This is a genomic window from Betaproteobacteria bacterium (assembly GCA_016713305.1).
Taxonomy (GTDB): domain Bacteria; phylum Pseudomonadota; class Gammaproteobacteria; order Burkholderiales.
The window spans coordinates 550,534-567,143 of the sequence record JADJPK010000004.1 but is presented as its reverse complement, the minus strand read 5'-3'; the positions used below and the strand labels follow the sequence as shown (position 1 = coordinate 567,143).

Annotated in this window: 15 protein-coding genes; 5 read left to right on the top strand and 10 right to left on the bottom strand. The window is 56.5% G+C overall.

Annotated features, from left to right (window positions below; translation table 11 throughout):
• Positions 1-234 precede the first annotated feature (234 nt).
• Together IPK20_03330 and IPK20_03325 are read left to right on the top strand one after the other, a co-directional pair.
• A complete protein-coding gene (locus IPK20_03330) occupies positions 235-1,344 on the top strand; it encodes a tetratricopeptide repeat protein (protein ID MBK8015837.1) in 1,110 nt (369 codons plus the stop codon).
• A gap of 1,257 nt (positions 1,345-2,601) precedes the next feature.
• The gene (locus IPK20_03325; GenBank protein MBK8015836.1) at positions 2,602-3,045 is read left to right on the top strand and encodes a tetratricopeptide repeat protein; all 444 of its coding nucleotides are present in this window, start codon (positions 2,602-2,604) and stop codon (positions 3,043-3,045) included.
• A 64-nt stretch (positions 3,046-3,109) separates the two neighbouring features.
• Here IPK20_03325 and IPK20_03320 read toward each other — a convergent pair whose 3' ends face one another.
• Genes IPK20_03320 through IPK20_03310 form a run of 3 tightly spaced genes read right to left on the bottom strand, consistent with a single transcriptional unit; the run spans position 3,110 to position 5,707 of the window.
• On the bottom strand, positions 3,110-4,177 hold the full coding sequence (locus tag IPK20_03320; GenBank protein ID MBK8015835.1) for an SDR family oxidoreductase: 1,068 nt from the start codon (positions 4,175-4,177) through the stop codon (positions 3,110-3,112).
• On the bottom strand, positions 4,174-5,301 hold the full coding sequence (locus IPK20_03315; GenBank protein ID MBK8015834.1) for an AMP-binding protein: 1,128 nt from the start codon (positions 5,299-5,301) through the stop codon (positions 4,174-4,176). The genes IPK20_03320 and IPK20_03315 overlap by 4 nt, the downstream gene beginning before the upstream one ends.
• A 52-nt stretch (positions 5,302-5,353) precedes the next feature.
• Positions 5,354-5,707: an AMP-binding protein gene (locus tag IPK20_03310; GenBank protein ID MBK8015833.1), complete on the bottom strand. Its 354-nt coding sequence runs from the start codon at positions 5,705-5,707 to the stop codon at positions 5,354-5,356.
• Positions 5,708-6,248: 541 nt separating this feature from the next.
• Here IPK20_03310 and IPK20_03305 point away from each other — a divergent pair.
• Both IPK20_03305 and IPK20_03300 read left to right on the top strand, forming a co-directional pair.
• Positions 6,249-6,833: a hypothetical protein gene (locus IPK20_03305; protein MBK8015832.1), complete on the top strand. Its 585-nt coding sequence runs from the start codon at positions 6,249-6,251 to the stop codon at positions 6,831-6,833.
• Complete coding sequence (locus IPK20_03300) at positions 6,830-7,123, top strand: PEP-CTERM sorting domain-containing protein (GenBank protein ID MBK8015831.1); 294 nt, start codon at positions 6,830-6,832, stop codon at positions 7,121-7,123. The genes IPK20_03305 and IPK20_03300 overlap by 4 nt, the downstream gene beginning before the upstream one ends.
• Before the next feature lie 142 nt (positions 7,124-7,265).
• Here the strand turns inward: IPK20_03300 and IPK20_03295 are convergent, their stop codons facing one another.
• The 6 genes from IPK20_03295 to IPK20_03270 form a co-directional block, all read right to left on the bottom strand.
• Positions 7,266-7,967 carry a 2-oxo acid dehydrogenase subunit E2 gene (locus IPK20_03295; protein MBK8015830.1) on the bottom strand — a complete coding sequence of 234 codons (702 nt, stop codon included), beginning with the start codon at positions 7,965-7,967 and terminating at the stop codon, positions 7,266-7,268.
• A 189-nt stretch (positions 7,968-8,156) separates the two neighbouring features.
• The gene (locus IPK20_03290) at positions 8,157-9,377 is read right to left on the bottom strand and encodes a glycosyl transferase family 1 (GenBank protein MBK8015829.1); all 1,221 of its coding nucleotides are present in this window, start codon (positions 9,375-9,377) and stop codon (positions 8,157-8,159) included.
• 15 nt (positions 9,378-9,392) lie between these two features.
• Positions 9,393-10,604 (bottom strand): ABC transporter permease, encoded by a 1,212-nt coding sequence (locus IPK20_03285; protein MBK8015828.1) that lies wholly within the window; start codon positions 10,602-10,604, stop codon positions 9,393-9,395.
• 34 nt (positions 10,605-10,638) lie between these two features.
• The gene (locus tag IPK20_03280; protein ID MBK8015827.1) at positions 10,639-11,931 is read right to left on the bottom strand and encodes an ABC transporter permease; all 1,293 of its coding nucleotides are present in this window, start codon (positions 11,929-11,931) and stop codon (positions 10,639-10,641) included.
• Between the two features lie 92 nt (positions 11,932-12,023).
• Positions 12,024-13,571 carry a hypothetical protein gene (locus IPK20_03275; protein ID MBK8015826.1) on the bottom strand — a complete coding sequence of 516 codons (1,548 nt, stop codon included), beginning with the start codon at positions 13,569-13,571 and terminating at the stop codon, positions 12,024-12,026.
• A complete protein-coding gene (locus IPK20_03270) occupies positions 13,568-14,338 on the bottom strand; it encodes an ABC transporter ATP-binding protein (GenBank protein ID MBK8015825.1) in 771 nt (256 codons plus the stop codon). The genes IPK20_03275 and IPK20_03270 overlap by 4 nt, the downstream gene beginning before the upstream one ends.
• Before the next feature lie 180 nt (positions 14,339-14,518).
• On the opposite strand from IPK20_03270, the gene IPK20_03265 reads away from it, so the two are divergent.
• Positions 14,519-15,316, top strand: coding sequence for an outer membrane lipoprotein-sorting protein (locus IPK20_03265; protein MBK8015824.1), 798 nt, complete (start codon positions 14,519-14,521; stop codon positions 15,314-15,316).
• Between the two features lie 7 nt (positions 15,317-15,323).
• On the opposite strand, the gene IPK20_03260 is transcribed toward IPK20_03265, so the two are convergent.
• Positions 15,324-16,553: a hypothetical protein gene (locus tag IPK20_03260; GenBank protein MBK8015823.1), complete on the bottom strand. Its 1,230-nt coding sequence runs from the start codon at positions 16,551-16,553 to the stop codon at positions 15,324-15,326.
• Positions 16,554-16,610: the final 57 nt, after the last annotated feature.

Below are 16,610 nucleotides of genomic sequence, written 5' to 3'. Positions count from 1 at the left end.
CGCGTTTCTGACTAGACGAAGTCGGGTTACCGATGCATCTCCTCACTGGACCAGTGTTCTGGGGTCTCCCTGTTTGTTCGACGATGACAGGCACTGCAAATGAGCTTCCGTCGATTGCTTCTCTTTCAAGGAATTCTTAGAAACTGATCATGAGGACCTACAAAGGTTTCTTGAACGTCGCCAATGAATCGCTGCCGTCCTAATAGCGGCCCGAGTCTACAGAGAGAACGTCTGATGATCCCACTTATGCCCTTGCACATTCGGAAGCTCTTCAGCTGGATCCTGTGCTTGTCGTTCGCCCTAGGAATGCTATCCGGTTGCGGCAAATCGGACGGTGGCGACTATCTCGCGTCCGGGTCCAAGCGGGCCGCCGATGGGGACTACATTGCTGCGCTAATCGATTTCCGCAATGCTGTGGCACGCGATCCACAAAGTGCGGAGGCGCGATTCAAACTGGGTTCTACGATGCGGTTGCTAGGTGACTATCCTGGTGCCGGGATTGAACTCAAGAAGGCAGAGGAATTGGGATACGACCGTGATGCGGTCATTCTCGAGCAGCTAATGCTGCACTTGAACGCAGGTCAGTTCGCCGAAGTGCTTAATGAAGGTAGCGCACGTGCGCTGTCGTCACCGGACGCAAGGGCTAGCCAGGCTGCAATAAAGGGTGAAGCACTAATTGCGACGACCAATGATGCAGAGGCTCGATTGTCGTATGACGAAGCCTTGAAGCAGGCGCCGGACAACGGGTTGGCGACCTTGGGTATGGTTCGCCTGGCTTTGATTTCGGGAGATACAAGAACTGCCACAGAAAGGATCGATTTCTCTTGCAGAAAAATCCGGGCACTAACGGGGCTTGGTATCTCAAGGGAATGCTCTTGGCCTCGCAAGGCGCAGCAGAAGGCCGCCGTTGCGTTTGAGAGCGCGGTGAAAGTCCGCCCCGGGGATCTGGCGGCGCGTTTCGCACTTGTTCAGGCCCGTATATCTATGGCCGACTTCGACGGAGCATTTCAGGAAGTTTCTCAACTGAAGAAGCACTATCCAAATGCCCCCATGAGTTCATATGCGGAGGCACTCGTTGCATACCGCAAGGGAAACAAGGGGCACGCGTTGGATGCGATCCGCCAGGCGCTGAAGTTGGCACCTGAAGATCAAGGCGTCTTGATGCTTGCTGGAATACTTGAGCTAGAGCGAGGAAACTTTGCGTCAGCCGAGAGCCTGCTCAGGAAGGTCGTGAGCGCGAGTCCCGATGACGCACAGGTCGGAGGCTCTGGCCGCCGCACTGCGAGGGCTCGGACAGTACAAGCAAGCGCTCGATCTACTGCAACCACTGACGAGAGGCGATAGCTCAGATGCCCTTTCCCTCGAAGTTGCAGGCGATGTCGCCGGAGCAATGAAGAATTTCTCCTTGGCACGGACGTACTACAAGCGCGCAGTCGAAGCGAAACCGCCTAACTTGGAGCTCGTCCTAAAGTATGCCGACTCGTCAGGAAGGTCGGGCAGCCTGGAAGACGCCGTCAGGATTCTGCAGTCTGCCGATGCTCAAGTTCTCGCCGCGAAATCGAATTCGATGGTCTTTCGACCTCAAACTGGCAGAATTATTTCTTCTCACTCGCCAGTTCGAAAAAGGCGCTCAGGCTGTTGGTGATCAACTCGTTCAGAGATTTCCATCGAACGCCAATGGCTACTATATCGTGGGAACGGCTCTGCTCGGTCGGAAGGACCAGAATGGCGCTCGAGCGGCCTTCGAGAAGGCCGTCGAACAAGATCCCGGAGTTCTTCCCTGCCATTAGGAGTTTGAATTCGCTGGATGTAGAGGGGAATTCGCACGCGCCAGGTCAAGACTAGCTGCATACCTTCAACAGCAGCCCCGCGACGAGGATGCTGGGCTCCTCTTGCTGGACGTTTCCAAGAAGATCGATCCGGACCCGAAATCGCTCGTATCAACCCTTGAAAGCTTGTGGTAGGGCCAATGGAACTTCTACCACGCTGCAGTCGATGTTTATCAGTACGCTTATCGCTTCGGGTGATTTCAAACGAGCCCTGGACGCTGCGCGAGCAGCCAAGCTCTCCTGCCTCGAGAAAAGGACATCAGGCTTTCCTCTTGGCCCGCGCTCAGTATGCCGCCGGTCAGACCTGCCAGGCATTGGCGACGTATGCAGGCTTGCAACAGAGCATCCCAAGTCTCCGATACCACTGCTTGGGGCAGGCCGAGGTACATGCATCAGAGAAGAAATGGGCCGACGCGGCTGTTGCTCTGGAAAGGCGCGCGCAGTTGGAACCGGAAAACGAGGGGATTGAACAGTCTGCGATTCAGCTCATGCTTCAAAGCGGTGACATGACTCGAGCGCTTGACCGTGCCCGCGCGTACCAAGCAAAGTGGCCCACTTCCCTTTCGGCTACGAAATCGAGGCCCGAGCGCTGGGGGCAGCGAATAAGGACTTGGTCGGAGCGGTGGCGGTTCTGCAGAAACGGGCTAGCGAAGACCAATAACATAAAGATAGCCGTGACATTGTTCGACTTGCTCCTCCCAGTCTGGAAATCAGGCGGGAGTCGAAGGGCCTTCTTCGAACCTGGAGCTCGAAAAATCCCAGAGATGATCGCTTGCTGGCTTTGCTGGGGACGCGACCGCTTCCAAGGAGCGACTGGAACCAGGCAGAAACCTACTACCGCAAGGCCTCGACGTCGATTCTAAGAACGTGCGAACCGCCAACAATCTGGCCTGGGTGCTCAGTCGAAAAGGGTTCACCCGATGCAGTCCGATTCGCGCAGCAACTTATTCAGAAGGCGCCAGACAATCACCTGATCCAAGACACCGTTGGAACGATCTACTTGGATGCGGGTGATACGCAAAACGCAGTGAGACTATTGGAGGCAGCGGCAAAGGGTTTACCGAATATGGCGTCGGTGAAGTTGAACTATGCACGCGCGCTCATCGCGACCAACCGAAAAGAAGACGCTCACCGTCAGATTGAATTGGCCCGGCCTCTGGTGAAGAGCAAAGCTTCGCAGCAATATCTGGACACACTGGATGCCCAAACACGCTAGGTCAGATCAGCTTTGAGGATACTTTGCTACCAGATAGGCATCGAGCACCCGGCCGAGATACTCGTCAGTGGATTGAAGCGAGTCCCGCTTCTGCAAGTAGCGGGACAGTGACAGTGTTGGCGAAATGTTGGTCACTCTCGAGATAATCCAGGAAAACCGGGAGAGTAGATAAAGCCTTGCGCGACTTCTTCGCCAATAGAAAGCCCAACACTGGAAGAACCATCCTCAGCAGGCGGACGGGCACGGGAAGTAGGTGAGGAATCCGTTGCCCTTTGGACAAGAACCGCTCCCTCGCGATCCGCTGAAGCTGTTCCAATCCGATCGCTCCCTTCTGCCCACTGCATAGGTGAAGTATCTTCCCATCGGTTGAATCGTTCATGCATGACCAGACGATCGCTTTTGCGACGAAGTCACAAGGCACAATGTCCAGCTGAGCTTTGCCGAAGTGCGGGTGGAATCCAAATGTTCGCCGCCCCGTCACGAATTCTACGAGATGATAGAACACTTGAAAGTGGACGCTCTTTCCAGTTCTTGAGTCACCAACGACCATGCTCGGGCGATGCACGGTAATACGCCAATCCTTGCAACCGGCCGACTCCAGGAGCGCTTCCGCTTCGGCTTTCGATTGTTCATAGGTGTTGTGAAATTCCCGCGGCTCACCGATCCAGCGCTCGGGAACTTCACCGGCCATCCTGCCACCCACGCCCACTGTGCTGATGAACTCCGTCTTCGGAGGGGATCCCGACGCCTGGCGGCAATCTGTTAGGAATCTCAAGAGGGCCTTCGCGGAGCCTACGGCAGACTTTCTCGCGTCTTCGAGTTCCAAGTTCATTCTTACCGCACCGGCCGAATGAATGACATGCGTGCAAGCGGAACATAGCCTATCGTAGGCGTCATCGCTCAGACCAAAGCGAGTGACGGAAGTATCGCCGATCAGTGCCGACACCCGCGTCGCGATAGATTCACGGTCGACCTCGCAGAACTCGAACAGTCGATCAACTCTCGAGTGCAACTCCGACTCGTCGGATGCGCGAACCAGCAGAACGACCTCGTCCACTCCCTGTGACACGAGCTCGCGCAACACTGCGCTGCCGACCACTCCAGTCGACCCTGTCAGGAAGATGCAGCTCACAGAAATATCACCACGGGTCCTTGAGACCCTGTCCGATTCTCCATGCGGTCCAGCATTGAGTATATGTCGTCCATGGCTTGAGCATACTTCGATTCAATTGCCTTCCGTCGCAACTTCAAGTTGGTAGTGATTTCTCCTTCTGCAACGGAAGGAGATCGGTTTATCAGGATCATCCCGGCGACCCGTTGATACTCGGGCAAGTCGCACAACCGCTCGTTGACCTCAACCCGGAGCCTACGCGAGTACTCTTCGCGTTCCGCAGAATCTGCAGGCAGGGTCGACGCAAAGAAGATCGCCAGGGCGGCCTTCTTGGCCGACCCCACGACGACTGGCAAGTCGATCCCTTGCACGCCCATCAGTCGCTCTTCGGTCTCTCGAGGCGATACCCAGCGACCCGTGGACAGTTTGAAATTCTCTGTCTTACGACCTTGGAGAAACAAGTAACCATCGCGAATGTAGCCAAGATCGCCGGTTGCCCAAGTTCTTGAGTTCTCTCCAAGGGTCTCGCACGCAGTGGGCGGGGCGTTGACATATCCGCCAAAAACTCCGGCGCCGGTAATATGAATCTCGCCATCATTTTTTATGACTAGATGGTTCTCTGGAAGGGGAATGCCGACGCTACCTGCCCGACGTTTGAACGGAACGTTCATGGCGATCGGAACAATGCACTCGCTGACCCCGTAAGCCTCATAGATTGGCAACCCGATTGACTCAAAGAAGCGACTCACATCCTGCGAAAGCGGAGCTGAACCGCTCATCAAGTAGCGGATTCTCCGGCCAAAGAGGCGCCTTACTCTTCGCAAGACCAATAGCTCAGCGAAGAAGAGCTTTATTCGTCTGGGAAAGCGTGAGGATCCGGCGAAGCAAGGTGGTTGTGACTGGCTTGCCACTCGAAGAGACCAATGTCCGAGTAGCCGGATTGGCAAGGGTGCTTTGTCAAAAGTGTCGAGGACTTGCCGGTATACGCGCTCATAAAATCGCGGCACGCCCACCAACAGCAGCGGTTCGGCCCTCTTGATGCCGCTGATTACGTCTCGGGATCGTTCAGGAGAAATGTAACAGCGCCCCGACGAACTGCGCAGAAGTTGATCATTCTCTGGAACAGATTGGCGAGAGGCAGCCAACACAATAAGGGACTATCCTGAGGAATGTCTTCGTAAGCATTCAGAATGCACTCTACGGCAAGCAGAACTTGACGATGTAGTACTGAATGGGTTTTGGGTCGTTTGTCGTCCCTGATGAAAATACGATGATGGCCGGATCGTCGGGGTCCGGCCCCATCAAGTCTTCGTCTGCCGGGCCACCGGTTGCACGTGATACCGGAGACTTCCCCGCGTCAAGGCACTGGTCAAGGCCGATCACAAAACTAGAAGGGAACTCTGACGCCAGACGTTTCGCTTGCTCTCTATCATAGACGAACAACCCTGCCAGACCGCATGTCTCAATCAACCGGTCAAGAACAGAAGCAGGGTAGTTAGGATCCAGTCCCACCACGCACGCCCCGCAATGCAAAGCGGCGTGCTGCACCACCTCCCACTCCGAGACAGTTCGGGGCGACTATTCCGATGCGGGTGCCTCTCCGAACTCCGTACTTTGACAGGCGTGTCGCGCAATCTAGTACGTTCCTTTGGAACTCCGTCCAAGTAATCCTTGACCAGTTCCCCAGATCGTGAGGTCTGGAAGTAGAAACCCACGGCATCCGGAGTGGCGGTCACTCTTTGATGGAGGAGTTCTTGGAGCGTATTCATCGAGGCGCAGTCAAGTTTGCAGGGCTATCGGGGAAACGTTGGCCAAAGGTTCCTTTGAGGTCAGCAGACGCATCACTTGGCGACCACGTCGGCAAAGTGGGGAGACGAATCATTATGCCTAGAACTGCGAACCTAACAGACGGCGCGCATTCTATCGTCTGCGGTGTCGCTTCGGTTTACAGGTCCGACAAGACTTCGGCTCGTGAAGTGCCAATCAGCTGTTTTTATAGAGAAAATGTGCTGGCATCCAAGATGCTTGATAGGGGTGTGCACGAAAGTGTAAGCCGTTTTAGCAACGATCAAATCCTCCTGAGGAGCAAATGATGAATCTGTTCAAGACCGCAATCGCGGGTGCCATGCTGGCAGCAGCCGCCACGTCGGCCCAAGCCATTCCCACGTTCACCGCTCCGGGCGGAGCCGTTTACGATCCGATCGGTAGAATCGATTGGTCGGCGGGTGGAACGGCGTGGACGAGTGACTTTAACCAGACGAAAGCAATCGCTGGGACCCCGTTTGCAATGACGACCAGCTACGCGGCGTTCGCGAAGGGGACGACCGGCATTGGAACAGGTGGCGCGTCGAATGTTGATTGGAACATTCCCAATCTGATCGGAGGCACTCCTCCCCCTGGAGGAAATGACTTCGAGTTGACCGTGTTTGCCACGTTCAATGAAGTTGCAACGTGTTTGGGTGGTGGAGCATTCTGCGGATTCACCGTGACTTCTGGTTCATTCACGGTCTACATTGACGAGACCCCGGATGCTCAAGAGGGCGCAGCCGAGGCGAATTTGTCAGACTATACGAACGGGAACGTACTGTTCTCCGGTACCATCAATCCGGGGGCCGGCAGGAGGTTTCTTCGCTTTCGTTCTCGAACAACGGCGCTCAGTCGTTCTTCGGACAAGTGACGTACACCAACCCCGCTTACATTACCCCTGCTTTGGTCGCTACCACGGCCGGTACGGAGATCAAGATCGGGCCCGCCACCACCAGCTGGCAGCGTTTCGGCTTCCTGCCGGCGGACGGTTGCGCGGTCAATGGAAGTGGTGACAACATCTGTAGGCTCAATTTCCAAGCCGACGGCAACCAATCTTTCGCCGTGCCGGAACCCTCAAGCCTCGCACTTCTTGGTCTGGCGGTGGCTGGCATCGTCCGCTGGACGCCGCTCGCAAGGCAGTCTAAGTTCCTGATCGTGTAGTAACTCCAGAAAACGCAGCCGGTGACACTGTCACCGGCTGCGTTCTTTGGATGGACGCAGTAGCATCGAATCGCAGATACAACATCCAACGAGTGACCAAATAGAATTGCGGTGTCGATCTTTGACTTGGGAACTCGGTTTACTATAACTTAGTTCCGCGACTCAAATTCTCCGTAAAATCGACAAAGAGACGACTCGCCGGCCCCCCTCCCATAATCCTCCGATCAAAGACCATTCCTACTGGCATCGTGCGGCGCGCTGTCACCGCGCTGTCGACAACTAGTGGTCTGTCCTTCACGACCCCAAAGGTAAAGGTGATCGGCCATGGCCACGTTGTCGTAACCGCATCAACGCCGGCTTTTGATGGCGCATTGACCCAGCATGCGCAGCCTCTATAGCGAACCCAGAGAGACGGAAACCAATGCGGTGCGTGTACGAGCCAAGTGCTGATGGGGCGAGGCACATAGCGCAGGACGCGCATATACGCTCGGTACTCTTCGGAGTTCTCCTCATTCACGTCGGGGAGTGCCCGCAGCGCCTCTGAAAGGTCGTCAAGACTTCGTGAATCCGCTGATCGCAAAGGTGCGATGAAGGCGTTCCCGGGCAAGTAAGGCAAGTGCTTCTCTATGGCCACGGCGATGTCTGCCGCCTCGAACTGGACCAGTCTGCGCCAGAACGGAGGGCCCAAGATCGCCCTGTTTGCCTCTGGATGACGCTTCATCGTCTGGCCAGCAGCCTTGATCACAAAGGCGGTGTACGATGGTGGTCGCTTTCCTTCGCGACGAAAGCCATCTCGGACCTCCTCGATGCCTGACGCATCGATTTCCCCGAACATGGTGACCATGTTCGCCGGGACAAGAATCCCATTCAGGCTCCACGCAGTTTTCTCAGCCCTCCCCGCGGGAAGCCATCGGTATGTCGCAGTCGCTCTTGAGGGTTCGCTCTCGCGGTCATGAGTCATTTCGAAGCCGTCACGAAAGTGAATAGAAGAAACTTGACGCGCATATTCGGCACCTTGAAAGCATCTGGGGAACTAAGATGTAAAGCGTGATCCGTCGCATTCCAGCAGTACCGATTCCAGCACCTCAACCGGTTTCCTTGCAGCGAAAATGCTCTGCATGCGTCGAGCTGCATTCGCGTAAGAGCTGTCCTGAAGCAAGGCATCGATGCACTTCGAAATGCGAGCGGACGTAATGGAGTCGGATCGAGCGGAAAGGCCGACTCCCGTCGACACGATCCCCTGCATGTTGAGTAACTGATCCAAGTTGGTGGGGATCCCGAGTACGGGCGTTCCCTCGAGCAGCGCCTGATGGCATCCAGGGCTCCCTCCGTTGCACACGACCACGCGTGACAGCCGGGCAAGCACGTCACCCGGCGCCAGAGAAACGAAGTGAATCCGATCCGAGGAGTCCAATCCCTCAACGGGCTGGCCCGCTACAACAACTTCAGCGTCCGCATGGGCGGTCAATGCCTTTACTACTGTAGACACGACGCTTCGGTCGCCCGAACTGCCAAGGGACACGTAAACGAGTGGCAGGCCATCGAGCCTTCGCGTCGAAAGATGGGAAGGCAGCGGAACTTTAGGTGACCAAACGACGGGCCCCACATATCGGTATCTATCCTGCGGCGCACTAGGCTGTGTGGGAGCCAACTCCGGGACATCTGCGAACAGGGTGACGTCAGCCTCGGTGAATACTTTCCTAAGGTCGGGTCCAAGAGGTGACATTCCGTGGGCTCGAAGCAATCGATTCATCGGGGCTGCATGGTGTCCCAGGATCAACCCACTGATGGGCCGAAACAGGGCGTTCGCAAGGCGAGCTCCCAAAACCCGGGTCGCGGGGTGTGCCGGAATCTCTATTCTTGTACTGGAAAAAGGACTCCAATATGCGTTTGAAATCAGAACGTAAGGTACTCGGGCGAGTCTCGCACTCACCGCTAACGACAAACGAAAATCTCCGACGATGACATCGGGCTTGAATGCTTCAATATGTTGAAGGTCCTCTCGAACGTACCCTTCGAGGACCTCATACGGAAAGACCACTCGACCACCGGCAACGGCGGCGAGATACCTTCTGGTCCCGATGGCATCAAGGCGCCGGACGCAAAGCCCCAGATCCCGTGCCACGTTCTCGAAATCCGGGCCCGTCGCGAACTCGACCTCGAACCGACTCTTGTCTAGCCCCGATGCGAGAACTGCCGGCCGTGCAACATGGGCAAGGGTCGCTGGTTCGCCGAAGAAGAGAATCTTCTTCACTTCGAGATCTAGGCCTCAGACTCCACTTCGGAGTGCGCGAGAAATATCGATTCTCGCCAAACGGATACCTGGCACCAGCGACGCTATCGTGGTCGTCGCGACACCTAGAGCGAACGCGAGGAGCACAGGGGGCCAAGAGAGCCGCACGAATGCGACGTACGAGAGATCGGAATTGGGGGGCGGGGGCATCGGGATTCCCACAATGGATACCAGATAGGAAACTCCAAGTGCGAACAGGATACCGACAGTTGAACCAGCAACTCCAAGAATCACGCTTTCCAACACGATGATTCCGAAAACGGTCTTCCCCCGGTTTCCCAATGCTCGCATGGTGCCGAACTCGGAGGTCCGCTCGAACACGGTCGTGTTTACGGAGTTCACCACGCCCAACAACACCATCAAGAGAATGATTGCCTGGAGACCTCCGAACTGGATGCGATACATGTCCACAGTTTTCGGATAGAAGTCATTGAGGTCTTGCCAGGTCTTGACGGTCTGATCGCGCCAAACCGTGCGTTCCCTGAGCAACCGGGCTACGTCGGCAGTCTTCTTCGTCTCATGAAGGGTCACGACCAAGGTATTGGCACCCTTGGTATTGAGGAGCTGCTGCGCGGCGCTCAAGGGAATCTTGATCGCGCGATTGTCGTACTCCTTGGAGAAGCTCTGGAACACCCCGACAACGTTGAGATCAAGACTGTTCATTGCGCCGTCGGAAGTACTCATGACGAGTACGACTGAGTCGCCCGGCGAAAGCCGGAGGGATTTCGCCACGCCCGCGCCCACCAGAGCACCAAACTGATCGCTGTCCGCGAGACGTCTACCGGTCACGATTCGCAGAAACGTCCCCAGTCTCGCTTCCTTCTCGGGTTCGATCCCTTCACCGATCACGGAGAGGTCGGCGCGACCATTGTTCAGAAGTCCAGAGAATGACAGGCGCGCCATGGCATCGGACACTTCCGGGATCTTCATGATGCGCTTCTTGTCCCCTTCAGGATCCTCGACTAGATAGCGTTCCGGCTGATGCGCACCATGCTCGAAGAATCCTTCGCGAGCCAACTGGATGTGCCCGGATTGCGAATGCACGATCGCTTCGCCCAATTGAACGAAAGTGTCCTCGACGAAACCCTTGGCAAGCACAATCGACGCGACGCCAAATGCGATCGCGGCAAGCGTCGTCGCCGTTCGGCCTTTTTGCCTCAGCACGTTTCGCCCTGCCAGCCGCAACAAGGCCAGAAAGGGCAATATTGTGCGCTTGGTGCGCTTAGCGGGCGTGACGGAGGGCATCGACGATCGGCATCCTCGACGCCCGCCATGCGGGATACAGTCCGGCGAAGAATGCGGTCAGAGTAGCAAGAAGCACGGCCTTCACGACGATCCAGGCAGTGACGAAGATGGCGGCGCGTATTCCAGTGGTCATTCCTGGCGGTGGAGGGAGGGGTATGCCGATCTTGCTGATGATCTGGGCGAGCACAATGGCCAGAACGACTCCAGCGACGGCACCGAATACCCCGATCAACGTTCCTTCCGCAAGGAATCTTCTCAATACGGTTCGCCGACTGTCGCCGAGTGCCATGCAGGTTCCAATCTCCCCGATGCGCTCTCGGACGTTGTTCATCAGGGTGTTGGAGATGCTGAGCACGATGATGATGGCGATCATGAATGTCAGCACATTTACTTGTCGCGTGAACAAGGTGACCGTCTTGCTATAGAAATCCGCGGCTGGTGTCTCATGCCAGGGCACAAGCTCGAGATCCGTGGATTTCATCTTTGGCGCCAGCTTGGAGGTGAAGCGATCCGTTCTGTCCGTATCGTCGAGCAGTACGAGCCAACTGTGAACGCCATTCACCTTCAGAAGTCGCTGGGCCGTCTTCACCGGAAGGCGAAGTGCGAAGTCATCGTATGCCTTGCTAACGGAACGGAACAGGCCGGCGATCTTGACTTCCACGGCGTTGATCCCGCTCTTCCCAGTGGAGCAGAGGAGAACCACTGTTTGCCCCACGTCCACTCCGAGGTTTTCCGCAAGACCTTGTCCTACGATCACCTCGTTTCCATCCGCATTGGAGAGTCCTACGCCCTTTACGATCGTCAGGCCGCCGCTCAATTCCTTTTCACGCGCCGGATCGATTCCATCTCCTATGAAGGCGACAGTCGAATCACCAGCGCTGATGAGTCCGGTCATGGAAAGCCGTGGTGCAACCGTAACTACGTTCGGCGCCGCCTCGAGGAGAGACCGGTCTTCGGAAGTGTCGGGTATGAGGTAGGCGAAGGGATCTGCCGTGCCGTCTTTCAGGAACCCCTTCTTTGCCACAACCACATGACCGATCTGGGCACGTATGATGCCCTCACGCATCCCGACAAAATTCCACTCGAAGAATCCCGACGCCAGCACGAGAGCAATGACTCCCGTGGCAACGGCGACCAGACCGAAGGCACTGCGCCTGAACTGGCGCAGGATGTTCCTGCTCGCCATGGTGTAGTCAAGGCGAGCGGTGGCCCATGCCGCGCGCAGTTGCTCGCGCCGTTCGTCGGTCAGGAATCGATCGAGAAGGCTCATTCGTTCAATCGAACCAGGGTGCTCGTCAGGCGTCGCCGTGAATGCAAGCCGAGATGCCCTCGTGCATGCGCTGACCTGCTCCAAGAAGTGGATCAGAAGTCATAGCGAGTCTCCACGTAGATGCGATCCCGATCCCTGAATCGGCCGATTGCTCCCGTGGAAGGGCCGTTGAATACGTCGATGCCTGCCGTCAATCGCAGATTCGACTGAACCTTCCAGACGACCTTGGGACGCAGCAAGTTCTCCCAGCGATTCAGGCTCTGAATCATGAGAAACTCCGCTTCGATCTTGGCGTTGATCTTCCGGTTGTAGAGCAGGGTGCCACCAGACTCGAAGCGATCCTGAAGCATGTCTTGATCATGCGAAAAGAATGCACGCTGGAAGAACTGCAAGTTAAGGCGACTCTCGTCCTCGAAAGGAAAATCCAGGCCCACGGCGAAATCCAGCGTCTTCGATCTCACAAGGCCGTTGGGAGCGCTCAATCGCGTGACCGAGAAACTCCGTCCGGTGGTCACTACAGCCTCCGCTTTGAGGACACTGCTTCCGAGGTCCTTGCCCAGCGTTCCACCAAACTGATTGATCCTGTCGTGGCGCGGGGTGTATGTGATCGTGGTAGTGGGTCCGGGCACCACGTCTCGATAGAACGTCGCGCCAGTGTCCATGCTTGAATAGAAGAAGGCCGAGAGGTCCCACCCCCCGTTGAGGGTAGAACCGCGAAATCCGAAGTTTGAATGGGAAAGACTGCGCGACGGAATTTCCTCACCACGGACCTGTTGGACCACGCCCGGCGTGGGGACGATTCGCAGCGGAAAGAACTCGGCTTCAGGCTTTCCGATGTTGTCGAAACTGGTGTACGGAACCCACACCATCTCCAGGTGAGAATCGCCGATGAATGACTCACCACGAACGGCCCATTGCGGGATGCGAATAAGCTCGAAGGCGGGCAAGACGAATGACCGCAAATCCTTTGCCGTCACGACATCGGCGAAAAAGAGTCCCACCATCTCGCCCCAGACGATGTTCTGGCGTCCGATTCGGAGATCAAGACCCTTGACCGCAGTGTCAATGTACGTCTCACCAATCAGCGCATCTGCACGTTGATCGTGTCGCACGGGGTCAGGATAGAAGTCAGTCCATGCATAGACCGGGTCAACCTCGCCTCGAATCGTCGCCTTCCATCTTATCTGATCAGACCACTGACCATTCGTGCTCACTTGCGCCCGGAACGCAGCTCGTGACCAGTGCGCGACATCGGCGTAGGTGTAGGCTGACTCTTGCATCAAGAAGCCGTGAAATCGGGATTCCTGCTTGTCAGGCTTCTTCAGTCCGAGTAGGTCCTTCCCCAGGTCGAGACTGACGTCTTCGTCCGCAGAACCTGGGGATGCTTCCTTTTCATCGACAGCAGTGTCCGGAACCGGATCGCTGTCATCGGTCTTGTCGGGCGTTGCCTGCGCGACCTTCAAGACGTGTTTCGATGGTGTCCCCCCAACTTCCTGCCGGCTCGCCCCGTGCTCAGGCGGCTTTGTGGATGCAATGGACCTGACTGGCCTTCCGGCAGCGATACCGTCGGGAATCACCAGGAGGAACTGCGACAGGCCCACTGAAATGGCGACTGAGAAACTAACCATCCGCGCGTTCATTGTTGAGGCTCTCCCGAGGGTCCCTGGGGCCGTGGCCCAGCGGTCGTGCGTGCCAGATTGGTGATCTTCCATTGACCGTCCTGACGCGCTCCCAGCAATCGAATCGTGCCATCTTCGATGCCGATCAGCCGATCCGCTGCATCAATGACCTTCTTGTCATGGGTGGAGAAGATGAAGGTGGTTTTCAGCTTGCGGTTGATTTCCCGCATAAGCGCCAGGATGCCTTCCCCGGTCTTGTGATCCAGATTCGCAGTGGGCTCGTCTGCCAGCACGATGTCCGGCTGAGTGACAAGCGCTCGCGCGATGGCAACGCGTTGACGCTGTCCGCCGCTCAGTTGATTGGGTCGATGCTTTCCAAATTTCTGCAACTGAACCAGTTCGAGCATCGCCTGAACGCGTTCCGCGCGGTCCTGACGATCGAGCTCGGGCATCTGCAGCAAGGGGTACTCCACATTCTCCTCCGCGGACAGAACTGGCAGGAGGTTGAACGTCTGGAATATGAACCCGATCGTGCGAGCACGCAGATCGGCCAACTGGTCTGGGGTTCTGCCGCTGACGTCATGACCTGCCACTTGGACCTTGCCGCTCGTAGGAGAGTCGATGCAGCCGATAATGTTCAAGAGGGTCGACTTGCCGCTGCCAGAAGGCCCGGCAATTGCGAGGAAAACGCCTTTCTCGATCGATATGGAGACGTCGTCGAGGGCCTTTACCATATGATCCCCGAGTCGATATTCTTTTGTAACGTGCTCTACGGTGACGATGGACATTGAAGACTGATCCAAGGTGGCGTGTGCAAGGTGGCTGGGCTTACCGTTTTCGGATCTGGAGCACGAAATGGGTGATGGCGTTCCGACGCCGGCAATGGTTTTTCGCCCAGATTCACGTGATCTTGAGAGCGACTTGCCGGACAATGATAAGGTGAATTCCGTGGGAATACGAGGGCTTGCATGAGGACATTAAAGTGGGGGTTGGGGATGATGTTCCGTTCTGCGTCCGGATGTCTTGTCGCGGCCGCCTGTCTCCTTGCCCAGGCCCAGACGCCGCCGCCCGAACAAGACGGAAAGGTCTCGGACGACTTTGCAAAGACAATTCTTCAGAAGGCCGACGAGATTCGTTTCCCTGCGCAGGGATTTGAGGTCAACGTGAAGATCCGATCCGTGGATGGGGGAGGCGAGCCGGAAGTGCGGGAGTACCGCATCCTGTCAAAGGGCAATGACAATACAATCGTTGTGACCACGCCGCCGGCGGCGGAAAGAGGGCAGATTCTTCTCATGAAAGGCAGGGATCTGTGGCTTTTCCTGCCGTCGGTATCGCAACCAGTCCGGCTCTCGCTGGCCCAACGACTGACGGGTCAAGTGTCGAATGGTGACATCGCCCGGGCCAATTTCTCCGGGGACTACAGCCCCCGACTGGTTGGCACCGAGAAGATCGGTGACGACAAGGCGTTCGTTCTGGAACTCACGGCAGTGGATCGGACAGTCACCTATCACCGGGTGAAGTACTGGGTTCGAGAGAACGGTTATGCGCCAATAAAGGCAGAGTTCTACTCATTGTCGGACAAGCTTCTCAAAGCTTGTAGCTATGAAGGCTACAAGCCGTTGGGTGGAAGGACCAGGCCTGCTCGCCTGGTGATGACGGACGCGATCAAAGCAGATACCAAGTCCGTTCTGGACTACGACGCGATGAAGAACGTAGATCTTCCGGACAAACTGTTCACGAAAGAATACCTTCGTAAACTTCAATGATGTCCGGTCACGCTCTTCCAGACGTCAAGTGGTCGAGCACTTCGCGGATTCGATTGACCGTCCATTGATCACCACCCGCCATCTCGAATTGACTGCGGCAGTTCTCTGCTGCACTTCGTGCCGGACAATTGCCGAGCATCGACTGCGCCATTGACCTGATCCGTTCTTCATTCATCGTCAAAGAAAGGTCACCGAAGACAGCGCCGGTTCGTGCGTAGTCCTCTACCGAGAGCGCCTGATCGAGGTTCGTGTAGAGAGCCAGATATGGTTTGCCGGTTGTCAGCGCAGCCAAGATCGTTGCGGTGCCCCCGTTTCCGATCATAAGATCGGTCACGCGAAGCGCAGATCCCACCGGAACGAACTTTCTCACAATCGTTCTTCGTGGGCGTATCTTCAGGATCGTGTCCGGTGAGGCATGCGTGACGATCAGTGTTCCCGGCCAGTCGGAGAATGCCTTTGCGATTCTGGGTACAAGCGTCTGATCGCCGGAACTGCCTAGCGATACGAAAACCGCCGGGCCTTCGATTTCCTCCAGTTCCTGGTCTGCTTCGCTGTTCGCCATTGTGCCCTCCCACACGAGCGGGCCGACCATCAGATGATTGGCGGGAAAAGACGAGAGCGCTTGTTGTGGAAGCCCGACATAGAGCACAAAGTCGCCATCACAATAGGCCTCGCGCATCGATCGGTATCTTGGAAAGTCGTGCCGTGCTCGAACTTGATTGAGAGGGTCGATCGCTTTCTTCAGAAGAAGAGGTGTGAGCCAGCGCGAGAACATGCTGGCCATTCGAACCCCGAACAGTCGGGTGGGCGCGGAATCCGGTACGGGATACCTGGAGCGGACGTATGTGCTCCAGTGCTGATTGACCAGCGTCAGACAAGGAACGCCCCGACTCCTGCAGGCCATCGGCAGAGTCATTCGAACATCGCCAATGGCTGCTGTGGGCGCAAATCGGTCCAGTAGCTGAATATTCTCGTGGAACTGTGACTCCAGTTCCGCAGTCGTTGTGAAGAACTTGCCGGTATCCAAACGCCTGAGTACTTCGGCCGTCGGAGGAGACGAGATCGTGATCTTCTCGACGCCCGGCAAGTCTCCGATGTACGGCAGATACTCCGCGCTAGTCCCGTAGACGACTTCGGCGCCCGAACGTGCTACCAACTCAGCCAATTTCGCGCATCTGGTTGGGTGGGCGAGTGTTCCACCTTCTGCAAGGACAAGGACTCTCTTATTCCGGGCCATGGCGTCTCCGCGTCATCATGTGATTCTGGTGGCTTCCCTGTACGAAAGGCATGATCG